Origin of the sequence: Catenulispora subtropica (assembly GCF_039531675.1) — a bacterium.
GTDB lineage: Bacteria > Actinomycetota > Actinomycetes > Streptomycetales > Catenulisporaceae > Catenulispora > Catenulispora subtropica.
Genome location: NZ_BAAAQM010000009.1, coordinates 168373 through 188787 on the forward strand (window position 1 = coordinate 168373; position 20415 = coordinate 188787).

General features: G+C 72.2%; 18 protein-coding genes. 13 read left to right on the forward strand and 5 right to left on the reverse strand.

What is annotated here, in order from left to right:
• Positions 1–43: 43 nt before the first annotated feature.
• Both ABD466_RS10910 and ABD466_RS10915 read left to right on the forward strand, forming a co-directional pair.
• Positions 44–1357 carry an alpha/beta hydrolase gene (locus ABD466_RS10910; RefSeq protein WP_344656846.1) on the forward strand — a complete coding sequence of 438 codons (1314 nt, stop codon included), beginning with the start codon at positions 44–46 and terminating at the stop codon, positions 1355–1357.
• Positions 1354–3945 carry a rhomboid family intramembrane serine protease gene (locus ABD466_RS10915; protein ID WP_344656847.1) on the forward strand — a complete coding sequence of 864 codons (2592 nt, stop codon included), beginning with the start codon at positions 1354–1356 and terminating at the stop codon, positions 3943–3945. Before ABD466_RS10910 ends, ABD466_RS10915 begins: the two co-directional genes overlap by 4 nt.
• Here ABD466_RS10915 and ABD466_RS10920 read toward each other — a convergent pair.
• Complete coding sequence (locus ABD466_RS10920; protein ID WP_425558611.1) at positions 3925–5211, reverse strand: MFS transporter; 1287 nt, start codon at positions 5209–5211, stop codon at positions 3925–3927. The two genes, ABD466_RS10915 and ABD466_RS10920, sit on opposite strands and share 21 nt — an antisense overlap.
• Positions 5212–5405: 194 nt before the next feature.
• Here ABD466_RS10920 and ABD466_RS10925 point away from each other — a divergent pair, with 194 nt between their 5' ends.
• Together ABD466_RS10925 and ABD466_RS10930 are read left to right on the forward strand one after the other, a co-directional pair.
• Positions 5406–6050, forward strand: coding sequence for a TetR/AcrR family transcriptional regulator (locus ABD466_RS10925; RefSeq protein WP_344656848.1), 645 nt, complete (start codon positions 5406–5408; stop codon positions 6048–6050).
• Positions 6051–6163: 113 nt separating this feature from the next.
• Positions 6164–7147: an alpha/beta hydrolase gene (locus ABD466_RS10930; RefSeq protein ID WP_344656849.1), complete on the forward strand. Its 984-nt coding sequence runs from the start codon at positions 6164–6166 to the stop codon at positions 7145–7147.
• Positions 7148–7239: 92 nt separating this feature from the next.
• Here the strand turns inward: ABD466_RS10930 and ABD466_RS44420 are convergent, their stop codons facing one another.
• Together ABD466_RS44420 and ABD466_RS10945 are read right to left on the reverse strand one after the other, a co-directional pair.
• Positions 7240–7974 carry a helix-turn-helix domain-containing protein gene (locus ABD466_RS44420; RefSeq protein ID WP_425558614.1) on the reverse strand — a complete coding sequence of 245 codons (735 nt, stop codon included), beginning with the start codon at positions 7972–7974 and terminating at the stop codon, positions 7240–7242.
• Between the two features lie 45 nt (positions 7975–8019).
• Positions 8020–9537, reverse strand: a complete 1518-nt coding sequence (locus ABD466_RS10945; RefSeq protein WP_344656850.1) for an MFS transporter — start codon at positions 9535–9537, stop codon at positions 8020–8022.
• 180 nt (positions 9538–9717) lie between these two features.
• On the opposite strand from ABD466_RS10945, the gene ABD466_RS10950 reads away from it, so the two are divergent.
• From ABD466_RS10950 to ABD466_RS10980, 7 genes are all read left to right on the forward strand, one after another.
• Positions 9718–10089: a YciI family protein gene (locus tag ABD466_RS10950; RefSeq protein WP_344656851.1), complete on the forward strand. Its 372-nt coding sequence runs from the start codon at positions 9718–9720 to the stop codon at positions 10087–10089.
• Positions 10086–11300 carry an RNA polymerase sigma factor gene (locus ABD466_RS10955; RefSeq protein WP_344656852.1) on the forward strand — a complete coding sequence of 405 codons (1215 nt, stop codon included), beginning with the start codon at positions 10086–10088 and terminating at the stop codon, positions 11298–11300. Before ABD466_RS10950 ends, ABD466_RS10955 begins: the two co-directional genes overlap by 4 nt.
• A gap of 218 nt (positions 11301–11518) precedes the next feature.
• A complete protein-coding gene (gene gadC / locus ABD466_RS10960) occupies positions 11519–13000 on the forward strand; it encodes a glutamate/gamma-aminobutyrate antiporter GadC (RefSeq protein WP_344656853.1) in 1482 nt (493 codons plus the stop codon).
• Positions 13000–13485 (forward strand): hypothetical protein, encoded by a 486-nt coding sequence (locus ABD466_RS10965; protein WP_344656854.1) that lies wholly within the window; start codon positions 13000–13002, stop codon positions 13483–13485. Before gadC ends, ABD466_RS10965 begins: the two co-directional genes overlap by 1 nt.
• Before the next feature lie 20 nt (positions 13486–13505).
• The gene (locus ABD466_RS10970) at positions 13506–14855 is read left to right on the forward strand and encodes a dipeptidase (RefSeq protein WP_344656855.1); all 1350 of its coding nucleotides are present in this window, start codon (positions 13506–13508) and stop codon (positions 14853–14855) included.
• 27 nt (positions 14856–14882) lie between these two features.
• Complete coding sequence (locus tag ABD466_RS10975) at positions 14883–16004, forward strand: M24 family metallopeptidase (RefSeq protein WP_344656856.1); 1122 nt, start codon at positions 14883–14885, stop codon at positions 16002–16004.
• 23 nt (positions 16005–16027) lie between these two features.
• Positions 16028–16150, forward strand: coding sequence for a hypothetical protein (locus tag ABD466_RS10980; protein WP_344656857.1), 123 nt, complete (start codon positions 16028–16030; stop codon positions 16148–16150).
• A gap of 73 nt (positions 16151–16223) precedes the next feature.
• Here ABD466_RS10980 and ABD466_RS10985 read toward each other — a convergent pair whose 3' ends face one another.
• Positions 16224–16868, reverse strand: a complete 645-nt coding sequence (locus ABD466_RS10985; RefSeq protein ID WP_344656858.1) for a hypothetical protein — start codon at positions 16866–16868, stop codon at positions 16224–16226.
• Between the two features lie 77 nt (positions 16869–16945).
• Complete coding sequence (locus tag ABD466_RS10990; protein ID WP_344656859.1) at positions 16946–17416, reverse strand: hypothetical protein; 471 nt, start codon at positions 17414–17416, stop codon at positions 16946–16948.
• A 261-nt stretch (positions 17417–17677) separates the two neighbouring features.
• Between ABD466_RS10990 and ABD466_RS10995 the strand changes: the two genes are divergently transcribed.
• Together ABD466_RS10995 and ABD466_RS11000 are read left to right on the forward strand one after the other, a co-directional pair.
• Positions 17678–17953, forward strand: coding sequence for a hypothetical protein (locus ABD466_RS10995; RefSeq protein WP_344656860.1), 276 nt, complete (start codon positions 17678–17680; stop codon positions 17951–17953).
• 143 nt (positions 17954–18096) lie between these two features.
• The gene (locus tag ABD466_RS11000; RefSeq protein ID WP_344656861.1) at positions 18097–20082 is read left to right on the forward strand and encodes an ABC transporter ATP-binding protein; all 1986 of its coding nucleotides are present in this window, start codon (positions 18097–18099) and stop codon (positions 20080–20082) included.
• Positions 20083–20415 lie beyond the last annotated feature (333 nt).

Here is a 20415-nt window from a genome sequence, read left to right on the forward strand (position 1 = left end):
CACCGGTTGACAACCCCGGCGGGTCCGCCCGCATCTCATGGACATGCCACCCAATCCCCTCGACTGGTCCCTGCTCAGCGGTCCGCTGCCGGTCCTGCTGCTTCTCGCGGCCGTCGCCGCCTTCGGGCTGCTGCTGGCCGAACGGACCCGGAGCTGGTGGGTCTGGAAGGCCCCGGTCGCGCTGGGCGCCGCGCTGGTGCTCACCGCCGTGCTCGGCGTGATCGTCGACCGGTGGTGGCAGCCGTTCCCCGAAGGTCTGCCTGCCGAGGTCCTGGCCTGGATCGGCGTCGCGGTCACCGGCGGCGCGGTCGCGGCCATGCGGCTGCCGGCGCTCGGGTGGCCCCGGCGGGCCGCCGCGCTGGCCTGCGCCGCGATCGTCGGGGTGACTTGTCTCAACCAGGTCAACCGCTACTTCCAGAACTATCCGACGATGCGCGCCGCGCTGGGCCCGTGGCTCGACACCGGGACGACGTTCAGCCGCGCCGCGGGGCGCGTCACCGCCGAGGTCGTCGCACCGCCCGGCGAGATGCTCGCCGATGTCTGGCATCCGCCCCCCGGGCTGCCGACGACCGGCACGCTGTCCCGGGTCTCGATCCCCGGCACCGTGTCGCATTTCCACGCCCGCGACGCGTGGGTCTACCTGCCGCCGGCGTATCAGGCCGTGCCGCGACCCCGGCTGCCGCTGCTCGTGCTGCTGCCCGGACAGCCCGGGTCGCCGCGGGACTGGATCGACGCCGGCGGGATGCAGAGGATCCTCGACGTCTACGCCGCCACGCATTCCGGACTCGCGCCGGTCGTCCTCATGCCGGACGCGACGGGATCCACCATCGGCAACACCCTGTGCATCGACTCCAAGCTGGGGAACTCCGAGACGTATCTCACCGTCGACGTCAGGAACTGGGTGACCGGCAATCTGCAGGTCGCTCCGCCGGAGCAGGGGTGGAGCGTCGGCGGGTTCTCGTTCGGCGGGACGTGTTCGCTGCAACTGGCGGTCCGCGCGCCCGGTCTGTATCGCACGTTCCTGGACTTGTCAGGGCAGCGCGAACCGACGCTCGGAAGCCATACGGACACCGTGCGGCGGACGTTCGACGGTGACGAGGCCGCGTTCGCCCGAGTCGACCCGGTCACCATTCTCCGGACCCGGCAGTTCCCGACCATCGCCGGCCGCATCATCAGCGGGGCTTCCGACCGGGAGTTCACGCCGCAGTTGAGGACGGTCTTCCAGGCATGTCGGAAAGCCGGCATGGATGTGCAGATGATCGAGTTGCCCGGCAGCCACAGCTGGCAGGTCTGGCGGGCCGGGCTCGCCCAGCAGTTGCCGTGGATCGCCGAGCGCGGCGGATTGGCGCGCCGGTGACCGCCGGCGACGGTTCGGCGGATGCGGCACGACCTCCGGTGCCGACGGCGGTGGCGCGGTCCGTCCGGTCCGCGCCGCGGCGTGCCGTCGGCCGAGCCCCGCTGACAGCGGGCTTCGTCGCGGTCCTGCTCGCCGTGGCGCTGCTGTTCGGCACGGCCGGGGCCGATCCGGACGGCCGGTCCCGTCCGGCCTCCGCCGGAACCGGCGTCGCGGCTCTCGCCGGCGGCCAGTGGTGGACCGTGGTGACCTATGGCTTCCTCAACGTCGGTCCCAGCGCGCTGATCCTGACGGTTCTGCTGGCGCTGGCCGTGCTGGGCCCGGCCGAACGTCGGCTGGGCGTCCCCGCGACGGCTGGCTTGTTCCTGCTCTGCCAGGTCGGCGGGGCGCTGCTCGGAGTGGCTCTCCTGGAGCTGGGGACGCTCGGCGGGGACGCGTGGCTGGAGTCTGATCGCGGTGATCGGGCGGTCGGGGCCAGTGTGGGGCTGGTCGGCGTGGCGTTGGCGCTCAGCGCTCGGCTGTCCGCACTGTGGCGGCGCCGCATCCGGCTCCTGCTGGGGTCTGGTGTGGTGCTGTTCGTGCTCTACGACGGTACGGCGCTGGACGTCCTGCGCTGCGGTGGCGCCGTCATCGGGTGCGTCACCGGGTTGCTGGTCTGGGGCGGCCGCCGTACCCGGGCCGACCGTGTCGCCTCACATGCCGAGAACCGGCTCCTGGTCGCGATCGCCGTCGGCGCCTCCGCGCTCGGGCCGCTGATCGCGTTCCTGACCAAGGCGCCCTACGGGCCGCTCTCGCTGTACTCCGACCTGTTCGTGGGGACCGGGACCGGGATCGAGGACGTCCGGAACACCTGCGCCGGCGCGGCGGACATGTCCGGGGGCTGCCTCCAGGCCCGGTCCGAGCACCTGCTCGCCGGCGGTCCGGCGGTGCTGATGCTCTTCGTCCCGGCGATCCTGCTGCTCATCGTCGCCGAAGGGCTGCGCCGGGGCCGCCGGTTCGCGCTGGTCGCCGCGATCGTGGTGGAGGCCGCGGTGACCCTGGTGACGTGGCGGTACACGGTCCGGGTCCTCGACGGCCTGGACCGGTCGCAGCCCGGATACGCCGACGACCACGCGTTCGTGGTGCGGTACTCGGCCCTGCTCATGGCGGTGCCCGTCGCCGTCATCGCCCTTCTCCTGCACAAGCGGCGGCACTTCGAGCTGCGCGCTCCGCGCCGGACCGCGCTCAAGCTGTTCGGCACCTCCGGCCTGGCCTTCCTGGTGGTCGGCGTCGCCTACGTCGCGTTCGGCGCCACCGTCCGCGAAGACTTCACCCCGGCCCCGGACCTCGGCGCTCTGGCCGCGGACTTCACCAAACGGCTGGTACCGCCGGTCTATCTCGGCGTCTTCGACGCCCCGCCGGCCCGCTTCATCCCGCGGGGCGGCGTCGCCAAGACCTTGTACACCTGGGCCGGCCCGGTGTTCTGGGGCGTCGCGCTCGGCGGACTGCTCCTGGTGTTCCGGCGGTCCACGGTGCGAAGCCACACCGGAACGCGATCCGAGGCGCGTGCGCTGCTGCGGACCTACGGCGGCTCGACGCTCTCGTACATCACGACGTGGCCGGGCCACCAGTACTGGATAGCCCCCGACGCGCGTTCCGCCGTGGCCTTCCGGGTGATCGGCAAAGTCGCGCTCACCACCGGCGATCCCTTCGGCGATCCGGAGGCCCGCGCCCGGGGAGTGGCGGAGTTCGCAAAGTACTGCGACCGCCAGGGCTGGTCGCCGTGCTTCTACAGCGTCACGGCGGACGCCATGAACGCCGCCGTGCGCCTGGGCTGGAGCGGTGCGCAGGTGGCCGAGGACACGGTGCTGCCGTTGCCCGGCCTCGCCTTCTCCGGCAAGCGGTGGCAGGACGTGCGCACCGCCCTGAACAAGGCCGGCAGGCTGGGGATCACGGCGGTGTGGTGTTCGTTCCCGACCGCGCCGCCGGCGCTGCGAGAACAGGTGCGGGAGCTGTCGCACCAGTGGGTCCTCGGCAAGGGACTGCCGGAGATGGGCTTCACCCTCGGCGGCCTGGCCGAGCTCGACGACCCGGACGTCCGCTGCCTGCTGGCCGTCGACGCCGAGGGCCGGGTGCACGGGATCACGAGCTGGCTGCCGTGCTACCGCGAGGGCGAGCCCGTCGGCTGGACGCTGGACTTCATGCGCCGGGGGAGCGACGGCTTCCGGGGCGTGATGGAGTTCCTGATCGCCACAGCGGCGTCGCGGTTCCAGGAGGAGGGTGCGGAGTTCCTGAGCCTGTCCGGCGCGCCGCTCGCCCGCGTCGACCGGGGTCCGGACCCCGACGGCCTGCAACGCCTGCTCGACCTCGTGGGCCGGACCCTCGAACCGGTCTACGGCTTCCGCTCCCTGCTGGCCTTCAAAGCGAAGTTCCAACCGCAGTACCACCCCCTCTACATCGCCTACCCGGACCCGGCCGCGCTGCCGGCGATCACCAACGCCATCAGCCGGGCCTATCTGCCGCGGACGTCGCCCGCCCAGCTGCTGCGGCTGAGCAGACGGCTGGTGGGCAGGGGCCCGGCCGAGAGGACGTCAGCGCGGCAGCTCCCGTAGCCGGCACACCGGCGAAGCGGCCAGGGCCACGACCACCGCCGCCGAGAACGCGGCGGCGGCCACCAGCGCGTGCCGGACGCCGATCGCCTGCGAGAGCAGGCCGGCGGTCAGACCGCCGAGGGCGCCGCCGCCGAACAGCAGCATGCGGAAGCACGCGGTCATGCGGCTCAGCAGCGCCGGCGGCGTCGTGGCCTGGCGGAGGCTGACGATGATGACGTTGGCGATCCCGAGGCCCAGGTAGGTGGTGAAGAAGGATCCGGTCACCAGGCCCACGATCACCGCCTTCGGGCCCGCGGCCAGGGCGATTGCCGTCGGCCCGAGCAGCAGCGCGGTCTGGGCGCCGAAGTAGACGCGGCCGAGCGGGAACCGGGCGATCACCGCGCGGGAGACCAGGGCGCCGAGCAGGCCGCCGACCGACGCCGTCGCGAAGACCGCGCCGACGACCGACGGCGCGAGGCGCAGGTCGTGGGTGCCGTAGAGCAGGAACATGGTCCACACGGTGATCATCGAGAAGTTGCAGCAGAACCCGATGAGTGCCAGCCACCGCAGGATCCTGGTTCGGAGCACCCACGCCAGGCCCTCGCGCATCTCCTGCGGCAGGTTCCGGCGGGCCGCCGGGGTCGGGCGCGGCTCCTTCGTCCGGATCGTCAGCAGCGAGGCGACCGAGACCGCGTACGAGGCGGCGTCCACCAGCAGCGCGGTGGGCGCGCTCAACGCGGACACGAGGAGTCCGGCCAGTCCGGGCCCGGCCACGTCCGACGCCGAGGAGCTCATCCCCATCTTGGCGCTGACCTCGACGTGCTGCCGACGGTCGGCGACGAGGGTCGGCGCGTAGGGCATCCAGCTGACGTCGAACAACACCGACGCGATGCCGACGGCGCAGGCGATCGCCGACAACAGCGGCATCGACAGCGCGTGGAGCGCGGCCAGCAGCGGGACCAGTCCGACCAGGGCCGTCCGCACCAGGTTCGTGCCGATCATGACGTGGCGGCGCCGGACCCGGTCGGCCCACGCTCCGAAGATCATCGCGAAGCCTATGTACGGCGCGAGTTGGAGGAAGCGGAGCAGGCCGACCTGGGCGTCCGACGCGTGGAACGTCGCGATGGCGGTCAGCGGCACGGCCAGGTTCGAGACCTGGGAGCCGAACAGCGACACCGTCTCGCCGAACCAGAAGCGGAGGAAATCAGGATGATGCCACAGGCTGGAGGCCGGAGTTCCCGGTAGCGCTTCGTCGGGAGCGGCAGTAGTGCTTTCTTGGGCTTTCACTCACGACGATAGCAGTGGGTCAGCGATGCTCGGGGTTCTCATAGTCGAACCGGCATCCCGCGTCCCACTCCGAGCGTGTTTCAGGGTGCAGTTGATGTACAGGGCGCTCAGATCGCTGTAGTCGGTTTCGCCGATTCGTCGGTCATGGAGTCAGCATCGCAGTTCGACCGCCGGATTTCGGGGAAGCTGGGTCCGTGAACGACGACACCGACGACGACACCGGGAACGCCGCCCCGGCCGGCTACCGCCGCTCCGCCGGCACGCCCCGCGCGCAGGCCCGACGCGCCGAACTGCTGGCCCTGGTCACCGACGACCTCGCGCGGCACGGCCTGGTCGACTTCTCGCTGCGGCGCGCGGCCAAGGCCGCCGGCACCACGCACAAGGTGCTGCTCTACCACTTCGACGGTGCCGAGGACCTGCTCCGCGAAGCGGTGGAACTGCTGCGGGAGCGGCGGGTGGAGTCCTCGCTGGCCGCCGCGTTCGATCCCGGCCACGCCCAGACGCTGGCCGGCCGGGTGCGGGCGCTGTGGCCGGTGCTGACCGGCACCGGGGAGGGGCAGCGGGCGCTGGACCAGGCGCTGGGTCTGGCGATGTACGACCCAGGACGGCACGCGGCGCTCGCCGTCGACGCCGCCGACCGCTTCCTGCCGCCGTTGCGCGCGATGTGTCCGCCGCAGTGGAGCGATCAGCGCAAGGAAGAGGTCGCCGAGCTGGTGTTCGCCGCGCTGCGCGGGTTCCTGGTGCAGCGGCGTACCGGCAGCTCCGAGGGCGACGTCGGCGGGGAGGCCGGGTTCGCCGCGCTGCTGCGGATGCTCGAGCGGGAGGAAGCGGCCGGCTGAGGGCGGGGCCGCGGCGGGGCCGTGCGGGTCCAGCCGACCGCCGTGGACAGGTTGTGAACCACGTGGTTCACTTTAGGGGAGGGATTCTCCCCTCCCTGCGTACGGAGGTCACGATGACCGACACCACTGCTGTCAGTGCCGTCAGTGCCGCCACCACGACGGCGACGCGGCGCGGAGTCCGCTTCGAGGTCGCGGGCCAGCAGATCGCCGCCTGGCACTATCCGGGCACCGACGGCACCTGCGTGGTGATGGCCGGCGGCTTCGCGGTCACCAAGGAACCGGCCACCGACCTGTTCGCGGCGCGCCTGAACGCCGCTGGTCACGGCGTCCTCGCCTTCGACTACCGCCGGCTCGGCGGTTCCGGCGGCACGCCGCGCCAGGTGGTGCGGGTCCGCGACCAGCTCGCCGACTGGCAGGCCGCGCTCGGCTTCGCCGCGACCCTGCCCGGTGTCGATCCCGCGCGGATCGCGGTGTGGGGCTTCTCCGCCACCGGCGGCCACATCCTGAACGTCGCGGCCCGCAATCCGCGGCTGGCCGCGGCCGTCGCGCAGACCCCGAACGCCGGAGGGCTCGCGGCCGGGCGCGCCGTGATGCGCTATCAGACCCCTGGCGCGATGCTGCGGCTGACGGCCCGCGGCGTCCGCGACGCGCTCGGCGGCCTGGCCGGCCGGGCCCCGCTCCTGGTGCCGCTCGGCGGTGCGCCGGGCGAGGTCGCGGTCATGACCACGCCGGACGTCGCCGACACGCGGCGGGCGCTCGACCCCGACGGCCGCCACGCCGAGGACTGGCAGCAGCAGGTCGCGGCCCGCTCGGTGCTCCGCCTGGCGTTCTACCGGCCGGGCCGCGCCGCGCGCCGGGTGCGCTGTCCGCTCCTGGTGCTCGTGTGCGACGACGACAAGTCCGCGTATCCGCCGGCCGCGATCGCGGCCGCCCGGCGCGCGCCCGGCGGGGAGCTGGTGCGCATGCCCGGCGGCCACTACGCACCCTTCCTCGCCGGGCACGAGCAGGCCGTCGCCGCCCAGCTCGCCTTTTTGGAGCGGCACCTGCGGGACCCGCGGGACCCGCGGCGGGGCGGGGGCCGCCGTCCATCGCGATAGCCGGGTCGCGGGTCGCGATGACGACGTGCGGCTTCGGCGCCCGCTCCTCAGTCAGCGGCCTGTCAGTCAGGGTCTTGTCAGCCGGGGTCTTGTCAGTCAGGGGCCTGCGTAGGCGGCTCGGGCTTGGTGGAGAGGACCTCGCGGGCCTGTTCCGCGGCGCGGGCGATGCTCTCGGAGACGAAGTCGACGAAGCGGGAGATGTTCTCCAGGCGCTTGGCGGCCGGGGTGCCGCGGCCGAGGACGGCGACGCCCTTTCGGGCCGTGACGCCGAGCTGGGCGGTGCTGCGGGCGCTGGCCATCATCGACTGGTACCAGACGTCGTCGTCGACGAAGTAGCGCTCCCGCCGGCGCTCGTCGCGCTCGCGGCGGACCAGGCCCTGGCTTTCGAGGAACGCGATCGCCTTGGAGATGGACGCCGGGCTGACGTGGAGCCGCTGCGCGAGTTCGGCCGCAGTGAGACAGTTCGCGTCGGTCAGGTAGAACGCCGTCAGGACGCGGGCCGTCATCTTCGACAGCCCGGACGCCATCAGGACCGTCGTGAGCGTCTCCTCGTACTCCCGCAGCGCCTCCGGGTCGCGGCCGTCAGCCCGCTGCGCCGCCGCCGTCCGCCGGGCCGCGGCCGGCTTGCGGCGGTGGGCGCGCTGCTCGGTGGCGCGGTGGGCGAGGTCAGCGCGGTAGGCGGTGGGGCCGCCGTTGCGCATCACCTCGCGGGTGACCGTGGAGGTCGGGCGGTCCAGACGCCGGGCGATCTCCGCGTAGGCGAGGTCGTCGGCCAGCCCCAGCGCGATCTGCTGGCGTTCCTGCTGGGTGAGTCGGCCTCCCGGCATCGGTTCTCCTTCGGGGTCGGCGGGATGCGTCCAGCGTAGCGTTTGTTATTTCGGAAAGCTCGCGAACTCCGCAACCGTCGCCCCTTCGTCCGCCGCGCCGGCGCCGGCCGGCTCCGGCGGCTTCGGCCGCATGACCGTCACCAGCACGGCCAGCCCGACGAAGATGAGTGCCGCGACGACGCCCGTGACGTGCAGGCTGACGGTGAACGCCGAACGGGCCGTGCGCAGCAGCGACGCGGCCTCGGCGGCGGGCAGGCGGCCGGCCGTGGCCAAGGCGCCGGAGAGCGAGTCCGACGTCCCGTGGGCCGCGCTCCGGTACACGGCCGCCGCGGCGGCGCCCAGCACCGCGAAGCCGAGCGACCCGCCGAAGTAGTTGCCGGTCTCGGACATCGACGCGGCCGAGCCGGCGCGCTCCGGAGGGACGCTGCTCATCACCAGGCCGGTGCCGAGGGCGAACAGCGGCCCGGTGCCCAGGGCCAGGACGGCGATGCCGATCATCAGCACCGGCAGGCCGCCGCCGCCGTCGACCACCGTCAGCAGGGCCGCTCCCGCCGCCGAGACCAGCAGCCCGGCGGCGATGGCGGCCGGCGGGCTCAGGCGCCGGGTCAGCGTCGGGGCGGACAGGGTCCCGGCCGCCACGCCGAGGCCCATCGGGGCGAACAGCAGGGCCGACGCCATCGGCGAGTGGCCCAGCACGCCCTGCATGTACTGCGTCACCAGCAGGCCGGTGCCGGCCATGGCGATGCTGGCGAAGACCAGGGCGACCAGCACCGCGCTGAACGAGCGGTCGCGCAGCAGGCGCAGGTCCAGCAGCGGGGCCGGCATCCGCAGCTGGCGCCGGACGAACAGCACGCCGATCCCGGTGCCCACGGCCAGCGCCGCCAGCGGGACGGCCACCGCGTGCGTGATCGCCAGCTGCTTGATGCCGTAGACCATCGGCAGGACCGCCGCCAGCGACAGCACCACGCTGGCCGGGTCCAGGCGTCCCGCGCGGTCGCTGCGGTACTCGGGCAGCAGGAACGGTCCGGCCACCGCCAGCAGCACCATCGCCGGCACCGCGGCCAGGAAGACCGAGCCCCACCAGAAGCGCTGCAGCAGGAAACCGGCCAGGACCGGTCCGAGGGCGCCGCCGGTGAACTGGCACGTGGCCCAGGTCGCGATGGCCCGGCCGCGTTCCCGGCCGTCGGGGAACATGTTCGTGATCAGGGCCAGCGTCGAGGGGGCCAGGGTGGCGCCGAACACGCCCAGCAGGGCCCGCACCACGATCAGCGTCAGGGGGTCCGTCGCGAACGCCGCCGCGACGGACAGCGCCGCGAAGCCGGTCGCCCCGATCACCAGCAGCCGCCGGCGGCCGATCCGGTCGCCGAGCGTGCCCATCGTGATGACCAGGCCGGCGACCATCAGGCCGTACCCGTCGCTGATCCACAGCTGCTGGACGGTGTCGGCGCCGAGGCCGGCGGCCAGGTGCGGCAGGGCCAGCAGCAGGGCCGTCATGTCCATGGCGACGATCAGGGTCGGCAGCATGAGCAGGGCCAGGCCCCACTTCGCGCGGTTGATCCGCATCTTCTTCTCTCCCGGTGTCGGTGGTTCGCCTGGTGGTCGGAGCCGCCGTGGCGTTCTTGACAACCCGGCCGGCCCGGCGTCGGAAAGAATTCCGGGCAGGAATGTCAAGATCGGCCCGACGGCTCCGACCCCTTCGCGGAAGGGGCCTCGACCGGCCCCGCGAGCACGAGGAGTGACGAGATGAAGTTCGTGATCAACCTGCACATCAACCCGGCCGTCCTGGACGCGCTGACCGACGAGGAGAAGGCCGCGATCGGCCAGGGCCACGGCGCGTTCCTGGAAGGGCTCAAGGCCTCCGGGGAGCTGATCCTCACCCAGGCGCTGGTCGACCCGTCCCAGGCCGCCGTGGTCCGGGTCCGCGGCGGTCAGCCGGTCGTCACCGACGGCCCGTTCCTGGAGGCGAAGGAGTACGTCGGCGGCTTCTACCTGGTCGACGTCGAGGACAAGGCCCGCGCGTTGGAGCTGGCCGCGCAGATCCCGGACGCCGCGATCGACGGCCTCGGCGTGGAGGTGCGGCAGGTCATGTTCTCGGATGGACAATTGGAGGCATGACCCGACGCGCCATCGAGGACCTGCTCCGCGAACTCACGCCGCAGGTCCTCGGGGCGCTGGTCCGTCGCTACGGACGTTTCGAGGGCTGCGAGGACGCCGTCCAGGAGGCGGTCCTCGCCGCCGCCGTGCAGTGGCCGGCCGAGGGCGTGCCGGCCCACCCGCGCGGCTGGCTCACGACCGTCGCCTCCCGCCGGCTGATCGACCAGATCCGCAGCGAGAGCGCCCGCCGCGAGCGGGAGGAGTGGGCCGCCGCCTCCGATCTGCCGCCGGAGGACGTGCCCGACCAGGACGACACGCTGCTCCTGCTGTTCCTGTGCTGCCACCCGACGCTGACCGCGGCGTCGCAGACCGCGCTGACCCTGCGCGCCGTCGGCGGCCTGACCACCGCCGAGATCGCCCGGGCCTTCCTGGTGCCGGAGGCCACGATGGCCGTCCGGATCAGCCGCGCCAAGCAGCGCATCAAGGCCGCGGGCAGCACCTTCACCCTGCCGCCCGGCCCCGAGCGCGAGGAGCGCCTCCGGGTGGTGCTGCACGTGCTCTACCTGATCTTCAACGAGGGCTACACCGCCTCCTCGGGCGCCGACCTGGAGCGCGTGCACCTCGCGGACGAGGCGATCCGCCTCACGCGCCTGGTCCACGCGCAGCTGCCCGACGACGGCGAGGTCACCGGCCTGCTCGCGCTCATGCTGCTCACCCACGCCCGCCGGGCCGCGCGCACCACCGCGGCCGGCGACCTGGTGCCGCTGGCCGAGCAGGACCGCGCCGCCTGGGACGCTGACCTCGTCGCCGAGGGCGTGGACCTGGCCAAGACCGCGCTCGGCGGCACCGAACTGGGCCCGTACCAGCTCCAGGCCGCCATAGCCGCCACCCACGCGGTCGCCGCCACCGCCGCCGACACCGACTGGCACCAGATCCACGCCCTCTACCTGATCCTGGAGCGCATCGCCCCGAACCCGATGGTCACCCTCAACCGGGCGATCGCCCTCGCCGAGATCGAGGACCCGCGGGCCGGACTCGCGCTGCTGGCGACGCTGGACGAGGACGAACGGATGAGCGGGCACCACCGGCTGCTGTCGGTGCGGGCACACCTGCTGGAGCTGACCGGCGACAGCGACGCCGCGTACGAGGACTACCGGCGCGCGGCGAAGGCGACCGCGAGCATCGCGGAGCAGCGGTATCTGGAAGCGCGGGCCAAGCGACTGCGGCGGTGAGGCCGCCGTCACCGCGGGACCCAGGCGGCGCCGGCCTCGGCCTGGAACCGCGGTAGCCCGCGGCCGCGCGCACCCAGGGGATGAGCTACGGATGCTGACTCAGCCCGTCCGGTTCCCGAACGGGCTACCCGTGCGCGACACCACGCGAAACGCGGCTTGACGATGGCCACAGTGGGCGCAGCAGCGCTCCCGGGAACCTCGGCTCGGCAGGAGTACCGATGACCTCGATGGACGTCCCCCTTGAGGGCGGTGGGAAACAGGCGGGCTCCGCGAAGACGGCGGTGCGGACGGCGGTCGCCCGGCCCCGGCTGACCTGGCTGACGCTGGCCTTCATGACCACCAGCTCGGTCGCCAGCCTGCGGGCCGCGCCGACGATGGCCGTCTACGGCCTGGCCTGCGTGTTCCTGTACGTCGTCCCCGCGATCGTGTTCCTGCTGCCCACCGCGCTGGTCTCGGCCGAGCTGGCCTCGGGCTGGAACGGCGGCGTCTACAACTGGGTGGCGCAGGGCCTGTCCAAGCGGATGGGCTTCCTGGCGGTGTGGTGCCAGTTCGCGATGACGATCTTCTACTACCCGACGCTGCTCGGCTACGTCGCGAGCACGATCGCGTACGTGATCGATCCCAGCCTGGCCAGCAACGGCCCCTACACCGCGTGCGTGATCGTGATCCTGTACTGGGCCGGGGTGTGGGTGTCCTCACGCGGCACCAGCGGGGTCGGGGGCATGGCGTCGTTCGGGCTGATCATCGGCACGCTGATCCCCGGCGCGCTGCTGGTGCTGCTGGGCGTCGTCTTCCTGGGCCAGGGCAATCCGTCGGCGGCGCCGATGGACGCCGGCGCCATCTTCCCGCAGTGGACGGGCATCGCGAGCCTGGTGCTCATCGTCAACAACTTCCTGAGCTACTCCGGCATGGAGATGAACGCCGTCCACGTCTCCTCCCTGAAGAACCCGGCGCGGGAGTTCCCGAGGGCGATGTTCCTCGCCATGGCGCTGGTGCTGCTGATCTTCATCCTCCCGGCGCTCGCGATCAGCTGGGTGGTGCCGGCGGCGCAGCTGAGCCTGACGGCGGGGGTGATGCAGGCCTTCGACGCCTTCTTCCAGTACTTCAACATCGGCTGGCTGACGCCGCTGGTGGCGATCGGGCTGGTGGCGGCCTCGCTCGGCGGCATGCTGACCTGGCTGGCCGGGCCGTCCAAGGGGCTGCTGCTGATCTCGCGCCAGGAAGGCTACCTGCCCCCGTTCCTGCAGAAGCTGAACAAGAACGGGGTCCAGCAGAACATCCTGGTCGCCCAGGGCGTCGTGACCACGGCGATCGCCCTGATGTACGCGCTGATCCCGAGCGTCTCCAGCGCCTACTGGATCTTCTCGGTGATCACGACCCAGGTCTATCTGATCATGTATCTGCTGATGTTCGTCGCGGCGCTGCGGCTGCGCCGACTGCAGCCGGACCATCCGCGCGGCTATCGCGCCCCGATGCTGGCGGTGCTGTGTGTCATGGGCTTCCTCGCCTCCGTGGCCGCGATGATCATCGGGTTCGTGCCGTCCTCGCAGTTCGGCAGCGGGAGCGTCTGGTCCTACGTCGTCATCGTCGCCGGCGGACTGCTGCTGCTCGGGATCGTCATCCCGTTCGGCTTCCTGTGGGCGAGCAAGCCCTCGTGGCGCCAGCCCGACGCCGCGGCCGCGGCCGAGGGCGGCGCGTGATGACCGAGAGCACCGCGACTCCGCCCGCGCAGCCGCCGCAGGACCCCGCGCACCCCGGCCATCACAAGGAGCGCAACAAGTGGGTCTTCATCGGCGCCATCGTGCTCGCCGTGATCCTCGCGATCATCCTCCTGGTGACGTACACCCAGCACAAGCACTCGGCGGAGGCCGCGTCCAAGGCGCGGCAACTGCAGGCCGCGATGGTCGCCGCCGGGTATCCGGAGCCGGACGAGGACACTCTCATCGCGATCTTCGGCCGTGACGGCGGCGCCGTGTGCAAGGACCCCACCGGGGCGCTGAACAAGGCGCAGTGGCTGGACAACATGGCCAACGGGGCCGGCGGGCCGGGCATGCGGCCGGTGATCGCCGACCGCAAGGCGGTGGCGGCCGAGGCGATCGTGATCAGCGTGTACTGCCCGGACCACCTGCAGGCCTTCCAGGACAAGATCGACGACCTCAAGACCGGCACCACGGTCCGCCGCTGACGTTCCCCCGAGGAGACCCCATGACCGACGACCTCGCCGCGCGGATCGCCGCGCTGATGCCCCGGGCCAAGGCGGACCTGGCCGAACTGGTCGCCATCACGTCCGTGGCCGACCCGAGGCAGTACCCCGCCGAGGAGTGCAAGAAGGCTGCCGACTGGGTGGTCGCCGCCTTCACCGAGGCCGGCCTGAGCAACGTCCGGCTGGAGCCGACGCCCGACGGCAGCCTGGCGGTCCTCGGCGAGCGCGCGGCCCCGGCCGGGGCGCCGACCGTGCTGCTGTACTGCCACTACGACGTCCAGCCGCCGCTGGACGACGCGGCGTGGACCTCGCCGCCGTTCGAGCTGACGGAGCGGGACGGCCGCTGGTACGGACGCGGCGCCGCGGACTGCAAGGGCAACATCGTCATGCACCTGACGGCCCTGCGCGCCCTCGGCGACGACATCCCGGTCGGACTGAAGTTCGTCTCCGAGGGCTCCGAGGAGCAGGGCACCGGCGGCCTGGAGGCGTTCGTGCCGGACCACGTCGACGACCTGCGCGCCGACGCCCTCCTGATCTGCGACACCGGGAACGCCGAGGTCGGCGTCCCCACCGCGACCACCACCCTGCGCGGGATGGCCACCGTCGTGGTCACCGTCAGCACGCTGGCCGGCAACGTCCACTCCGGCATGTTCGGCGGGCCCGGCCCCGACGCGCTGGCCGCGCTGATCCGGATGCTGGACTCGCTGCGCGCCGAGGACGGCGGCACCCGGATCGACGGCCTGGACTGCGACGGCACCTGGGACGGCGTCCAGTACGACGAGAACCAGTTCCGCAAGGACGCGGGCGTCCTGGACGGCGTGCGGCTGACCGGCTCGGGAACGATCGCCGACCGGCTCTGGGCCAAACCGGCCGTCACGGTCCTGGGCATCGACTGCCCGCCGGTCGTCGGCTCGGCGGCGGCCGTGCCCGCGACCGCCCGGGCCCGGATCAGCCTGCGGGTGCCGCCCGGGATCGACGCGAAGGCGGCGCGCGAGGCGCTGGCCGCCCACCTGAAGAAGGCGGCGCCCTGGGGGGCGCAGGTGCAGGTCGAGGACGAGAGCCTCGGCTCGCCGTTCCGCGCGTCCACCGGCGGCAAGGCGTACGCCGCCCTGAACCGGGCCGCGAAGGACGTGTACGGCAAGGAGCTGTCGTTCCTGGGCCAGGGCGGTTCGATCCCTCTGTGCAACGTCCTCGCCGCCACGTATCCGGAGGCCGAGATCGTACTGATGGGCGTCGAGGAGCCCCGCTGCCTGATCCACGCGCCGAACGAGAGCGTCGACCCGTCGGAGATCGAGCACATGGCGCACGTCGAGGCGCTGTTCCTGCGCTACTACGGCGCCGACCGGTCCTAGCCCGGACCGCCGAGGAGGCCTGCCACGATGCCGCACTCGTTCACCGCCGACGACTTCGAAGGCCGGATGCGCCGCGCCGCCGAGTCCTGCACCGCAGCCGGGCTGTCAGGGCTCGTCATCACGCCCGGCCCGGACCTGTTCTACCTCACCGGATACCGGCCCGTGGCCATCACCGAGCGGATCACCGCGCTGGTGCTGGCCCCGGGACGCGATCCGGCCATGCTCATGCCCGAGCTCGAACGTCCCGACGTCGAGAACTCCACCGCCGCCGGGCGGCTGCGGCTGAGCGACTGGAGCGACGGAAGCGACCCCTACGCGGCGCTCGCGCCCTTGCTGCCGGACCCGAAGGGCCGCTACGGCATCGCCGACACAGCTTGGTCGCTGCACCTGCTGGGCTTGCAGGAGGCGCTGCCCGACAGCCGTTACTCCCCACTCACCAAAGCGCTGCCGATGATGCGGGCGGTCAAGGACGCCGCGGAACTGGACCGTCTGGCCGCCGCGGGCCGAGCCGCCGACGACACGTATCTCGACATTCTCAAGGTGCCGTTCGCCGGACGCCTGGAGACCGAGGTCGCCGCCGATCTGGCCGCGTCGCTCAAGCGCCGCGGCCACTCCCAGGTGGACTTCACCGTCGTCGGGTCCGGGCCCAACGGGGCGAACCCGCACCACGAGGCCGGCGACCGCCGCATCCAGCGTGGCGACACCGTCGTCCTGGACTTCGGCGGCCTCATGGACGGCTACGGCTCGGACACCACCCGCACCGTCCACGTCGGCGAGGACGTGCCCGCGGAGGTGCGGAAGGTGCACGACGTGGTCCGGCTCGCCCAGCAGACCGCGTTCGAGGTGGTCCGTCCCGGGATCGCCTGCCAGGAGATCGACCGCGCCGCGCGGAAGGTCATCACCGACGCGGGGTACGGCGAGTACTTCATCCACCGGACCGGGCACGGCATCGGCACCACGACCCACGAGCCTCCCTACATGGTCGAGGGCGAGAGACAGGAACTGGTGCCCGGCATGTGCTTCTCGATCGAGCCCGGGGTCTACCTGCCCGGGCGGTTCGGCGTGCGCATCGAGGACATCGTCACGGTCACCGAGACCGGAGGCCGGCGGTTGAACGACAGTCCGCACGAGCTCGGCATCGTGAGGTGAGCACGAGGCAGTCGTCTCGCCTGGTGGCTTGGCCCTCGCCCTCGGCACACCACCTGCGGCTGATCGGGACAGGCCTGATGGAGGCGCATCGCTGGTCGGCGTGGGAGGCGGCGGAGATCGCCGCGCGGCTGGATTCCCAGGGCTGAAAAGCATGCCCCGGCGCGCACCCTGGAGAGGGCCGGTGCGCGCCGGGAGTCTGGTTCCGCGGGACCTCGGGCGTCAGCCCTGGGTCCAGGTGTTCTCCTCGGTGAGCGTCCAGAAGGCCTGGTACACGCCCGGTTCGAAGACCACCTTCTGCAGGGCGGTGGTGGTGGTCAGGTCGGCCATCTGGCCCAGTTCGACCTGGCCCGCCTGGATGTAGTAGGTCGGGTGGATCTTGAACTCGTGGTCCAGGTTGATCCCGCTGTTGCCGGCCACGGCCGGGCTGGGGGTGCCGTCGCCGGTGGCGATGGCCAGGGCGACGGAGGGACCGTTCTCCGGCGTGTACTTGGGCACCTGGGCGGAGGTGTCCAGGTAGACGTAGCCGTCCCGCACCGGGTGCGCGCCGGGGTTGTACCGGAACAGGTAGTCGCCGTCGTAGTCGAGCAGGACGCTGTTCTGCGCCTTGCTGGTGTCGCTGACGTCGATCGAGCCGTTCTCCTCCCAGATCGCGCCGGCCTGCGCGCCCTGGGCCGAGAACATGAACCAGTAGTCGAGCGTCCACTTGAACGTGACCTTGTTGCCCTTGTTGAGGCGCTTGACCTGCCACGCCATCGGGAAGGTCTCGGTGGCGTTCGTGATCGAGTCGATCACGGTGTAGACGGCGAACGTCAGACCGGGCTGGTCGGATTCGTTTCTCAGCGTGAGCTGGAACTGGTCGCCCATGGCAATGACTCCTTTTCTGCGGAAATGTGATTCGTGGACATCTGTGCGCTCCGGGAGATGTGCGCCCGGAGTGCGGGTCAGGCGCGGTCGGCCTCGATCCAGAGACCCTCGCCGGGCAGCGGGACCTCCCCGCCGACGCTGCCTTTGTGGCCGTAGACGCGGCCTTTCACGTGCTGGTCGGACTTCATGCGGGCGGCGAGCGCCTCGGCGAGGCTGAAATCCTTGCCGGGCCCCGGGTCCGCGCTCTCGCAGACCGAGAGGTAGACGCTGGCGCGGTAGCCGTCTGGGAGCAGGGTCCTGACGTTCTCCCACAGGGCCGGGGCGTCCAGGTGCAGGTCGTCGTGGGCGTCGCCGAGCACCGGCTCCCCGTCGGCGCCGTCGGCGGTGCCGTGCGCGATGACGTAGAGGTCCTCGTTGACCTGGAGCTTCGGCACCCCGCTCGCGCCCACCAGGTGGGCGCGGCGGAAGACGTCCCGGTGGGCGTGCAGCGCGTGCCTGGCCACCCCCCAGGTGCCCTCCCGGTCGTCCCGGCAGACGCACAGAATCATGGGCGGTCACCTTCCCCTTCCGTTTCCGGGCTTTCTTGACAATTGTCGCCGATATCAGCAATCCGCTGATACCCCCGAGATTCTCCGCTAATCGGAACATTGCACCTCCAGGGAGTGGATCACTCGAAGGGGTAAAGCCCGCGGAGAACCCGGTTGGTCAAGGTGTTGACGGGCATCCGAGCGAATATCCGTAACGCGTTCTGCGAATTCCGTGATGAAAAGCGAGGGCTGAGTGTGGAGTGCTTGGTATGCGGAGCCCGGGTGGACGGCGACGGCGTCGGACGGCCCCGCGTCTACTGTTCGCCGGCCTGTAGGCAGCGGGCCTACCGGGCGCGGGTCTGGCAGGGCACTCCGCGCCAATCCAGCGCTCTGCGAAGGCGTGCGGCGCACCTGGCGTGCGCGCTCATGGGCAAGGCGGCGTGCGTGCACGTGCTGCTCTCGGAGCCCGAGCCGGTCATCGTCGGCACGTCGGCCAGCGCCCTGACCCGGGTGGCGCTGGACCATGCCAGGGAACTGCTCCAGGTCCTGGAAAGGTAACGGGGCGGCGGTGTGGCGAAAGGGGCGGGGCCGGACGGTTCACGCCGACGCAGAGCACGGAAAGTAATCGATTCAGTGCTTTGTGTCAGTGTCCGGGCGTAGAGTCCGGTTCCCAGGCCCGTCACGCAACCCCGGGAGCCGCGATGCCCATACCCGTCACCGCGTCCAGCCCTTCCGCCGCGTCCGATCCGGCGGCCCCGGTCCCGGCCGCGGTCCCGGCCGGGCCGCCGGCCCCGCCGGACCCGCTGTTCGGCCACGCCGGCCACTACAACACCTCCTGGTCCCGGCACGACCGCGCCATGGGCACCTCCACCTTCCGCACCGTCGCCGCCCGGCTCCCGCACCTGGTCGCCACCTGCCTGCGCCTGGCCTGGGCCGCCGACCGGCGGGCCGCGGCGGTGGTGCTCGCGGCCGAGCTGGCGACCGGTGCCTTCACCGCCTTCGGGCTGCTGGCGGTGAACGGGGTGCTGCGCTCGCTGCTGGCCGCCGGCGCCACCGTCGACCGGCTGCACGCCGCCGTCCCCTCGGTCCTGCTCGCCGCCGGCGCCGCCGCGGCCAACCGCTGCTGCACGGCGGCCTCCACCGGGCTGGCGCTCCGGCTGGAGCCGAAGGTGCGGCGGCTGGCCCAGGACCGGCTGTACCAGTGCACGAACGACGTGGAGCTGCTGGCCTTCCAGCAGGGCGACCTCAAGGACCTGATCGACACCGCGCAGTACGGCGCGTCCTGGATCGAGATGGCCATCGGCCGCCTGGTGGACCTGGCCTCCGGGGTGATGGCGCTGGTCGCGGTGGCCGGCGTGCTGGCGGTGCTGCACCCCGCGCTGATCGGCCTGCTGCCGCTGATCGTGCTGCCCGGCGGGATCGCCGCGGTGAAGGCCAGCCAGCAGATGTACCGCTCCCGGCTGTCGATGCTCACCCCCAACCGCCAGCTGTTCCAGCTGGCGTTCCTGCTCACCAACGCCGACACCGCCGAGGAGATCCGGGTCCACGACACCGGCGGCTTCCTGCTGCGCCACTACCGGCGGCTGTCCGACCGCCTCGCCGCCGAGCAGGACCGGCTGGCCCGGGTCCGGATCCGCTCCTCGCTCACCGCCGGCGCCGCCACCGGTGTCGCCACCGCGGCCGCGTACGGGCTGCTGTTCGTCCTGGTCGAGGACCACACGATCCCGCTGGCCGCGGCCGGTGCCGCCGCCTACGCGCTGCGCACGGGCACCGCGCAGCTGACCAGCCTGGTGCGCAGCGTCAACTCGCTGTACGAGCTCGGGCTCTACATCGGGGACTGGGAGGCCGCGTGCGCGAAGGCCCAGGCCCTGGCGATCCCGGCCGGCGGCGCACCGGTCGAGCGGGCCCCGGAGGTGATCGAGGTCCGCGACGTGACGTTCACCTACCCCGAGGCCGAGGCGCCGGCACTGGCCGACGTCACCCTCACGATCCGGGCCGGGCAGACCGTCGCCCTGGTCGGCCACAACGGTTCCGGCAAGACGACCCTGGCCAAGATCCTCGCCGGGCTGTACCTGCCGGACTCCGGCACGGTGTCCTGGGACGGCGCCCCGCTGCACACTCTCGACCGCCGGGCCGTGTTCGAGCACGTGGCGCTGCTGTCGCAGGGCTTCTTCTGCTGGCCGTTCTCCGCCGCCGCCAACGTCGGCATCGGCCGCCACACGCGCTTCGACGACGCCGACGCGGTGACGGCGGCGCTCCGGGACGCCGGGGCGGACTTCGTCCACGAGCTGCCGGAAGGCGTGGACACGCTGCTGTGCAAGGACTACGACAAGGGGGTCAAGCCGTCCGGCGGCCAGTGGCAGAAGATCGCGCTGGCCCGCTCCGGCCACTTCCGCGACGGCACCCTGGTGATCCTCGACGAGCCGACGGCGGCACTGGACCCCAAGGCGGAGATCGACACCTTCGACACCGTGCGCCACCTCCTGGCGGCCAAGACCGTCATCATGATCACCCACCGCCTCGGCTCGGTCCGGCACGCCGACCACATCTACAGCCTCGACGGAGGACGCATCGCGGAGCAGGGAACCTTCGAGGAACTGCTCGCGGCGGACGGGCCGTTCGCCCGGCTCTATCGGCTGCAGGCGAGCCAGTATGTGCTCGGAGAGCAGGAGACCACGGGCGCGTAGCCGGGCCGTCGCCACCGTCTTACCGGGGCCTGCGGCTAGGGGCGGACCCGACTGTGGGGGAGGGCCGCAGGTTCCGGGGCGCCGGGGTGCCGGGAGAGTGGCGCGTCGTCGACGCTGGTGCAGTGGTGCTGCGGTTTACGCCGACGCGACAGTCGGGGCATCCGGAACCTCCGCTTTGCAGGAACGGGGTTCCGGGCCTGGGTCGCGGAGGCTGGCCGCCGGCGGCCCGCATGAGCGGCGAAGAAGCCTGACCTGCGCCTGGACCCCGTTCTCACAAGCGGGAGGTTCCGGATCCCCCGTCGCGTCGGCGTGAACCGCAGCACCACGACGAAC

Bases quoted from the DNA above. Each gene is read 5' to 3' on its own strand.
- ABD466_RS10970 (WP_344656855.1), top strand. From the start codon at position 13,506: ATGACCGACGACCTCGCCGCGCGGATCGCCGCGCTGATGCCCCGGGCC.
- ABD466_RS10955 (WP_344656852.1), top strand. From the start codon at position 10,086: ATGACCCGACGCGCCATCGAGGACCTGCTCCGCGAACTCACGCCGCAG.
- ABD466_RS10950 (WP_344656851.1), top strand. From the start codon at position 9,718: ATGAAGTTCGTGATCAACCTGCACATCAACCCGGCCGTCCTGGACGCG.
- ABD466_RS44420 (WP_425558614.1), bottom strand. From the start codon at position 7,974: ATGCCGGGAGGCCGACTCACCCAGCAGGAACGCCAGCAGATCGCGCTG.
- ABD466_RS10990 (WP_344656859.1), bottom strand. From the start codon at position 17,416: ATGATTCTGTGCGTCTGCCGGGACGACCGGGAGGGCACCTGGGGGGTG.
- ABD466_RS10910 (WP_344656846.1), top strand. From the start codon at position 44: ATGCCACCCAATCCCCTCGACTGGTCCCTGCTCAGCGGTCCGCTGCCG.
- ABD466_RS10975 (WP_344656856.1), top strand. From the start codon at position 14,883: ATGCCGCACTCGTTCACCGCCGACGACTTCGAAGGCCGGATGCGCCGC.
- ABD466_RS11000 (WP_344656861.1), top strand. From the start codon at position 18,097: ATGCCCATACCCGTCACCGCGTCCAGCCCTTCCGCCGCGTCCGATCCG.
- ABD466_RS10945 (WP_344656850.1), bottom strand. From the start codon at position 9,537: ATGCGGATCAACCGCGCGAAGTGGGGCCTGGCCCTGCTCATGCTGCCG.
- ABD466_RS10930 (WP_344656849.1), top strand. From the start codon at position 6,164: ATGACCGACACCACTGCTGTCAGTGCCGTCAGTGCCGCCACCACGACG.
- gadC (WP_344656853.1), top strand. From the start codon at position 11,519: ATGACCTCGATGGACGTCCCCCTTGAGGGCGGTGGGAAACAGGCGGGC.
- ABD466_RS10965 (WP_344656854.1), top strand. From the start codon at position 13,000: ATGACCGAGAGCACCGCGACTCCGCCCGCGCAGCCGCCGCAGGACCCC.
- ABD466_RS10985 (WP_344656858.1), bottom strand. From the start codon at position 16,868: ATGGGCGACCAGTTCCAGCTCACGCTGAGAAACGAATCCGACCAGCCC.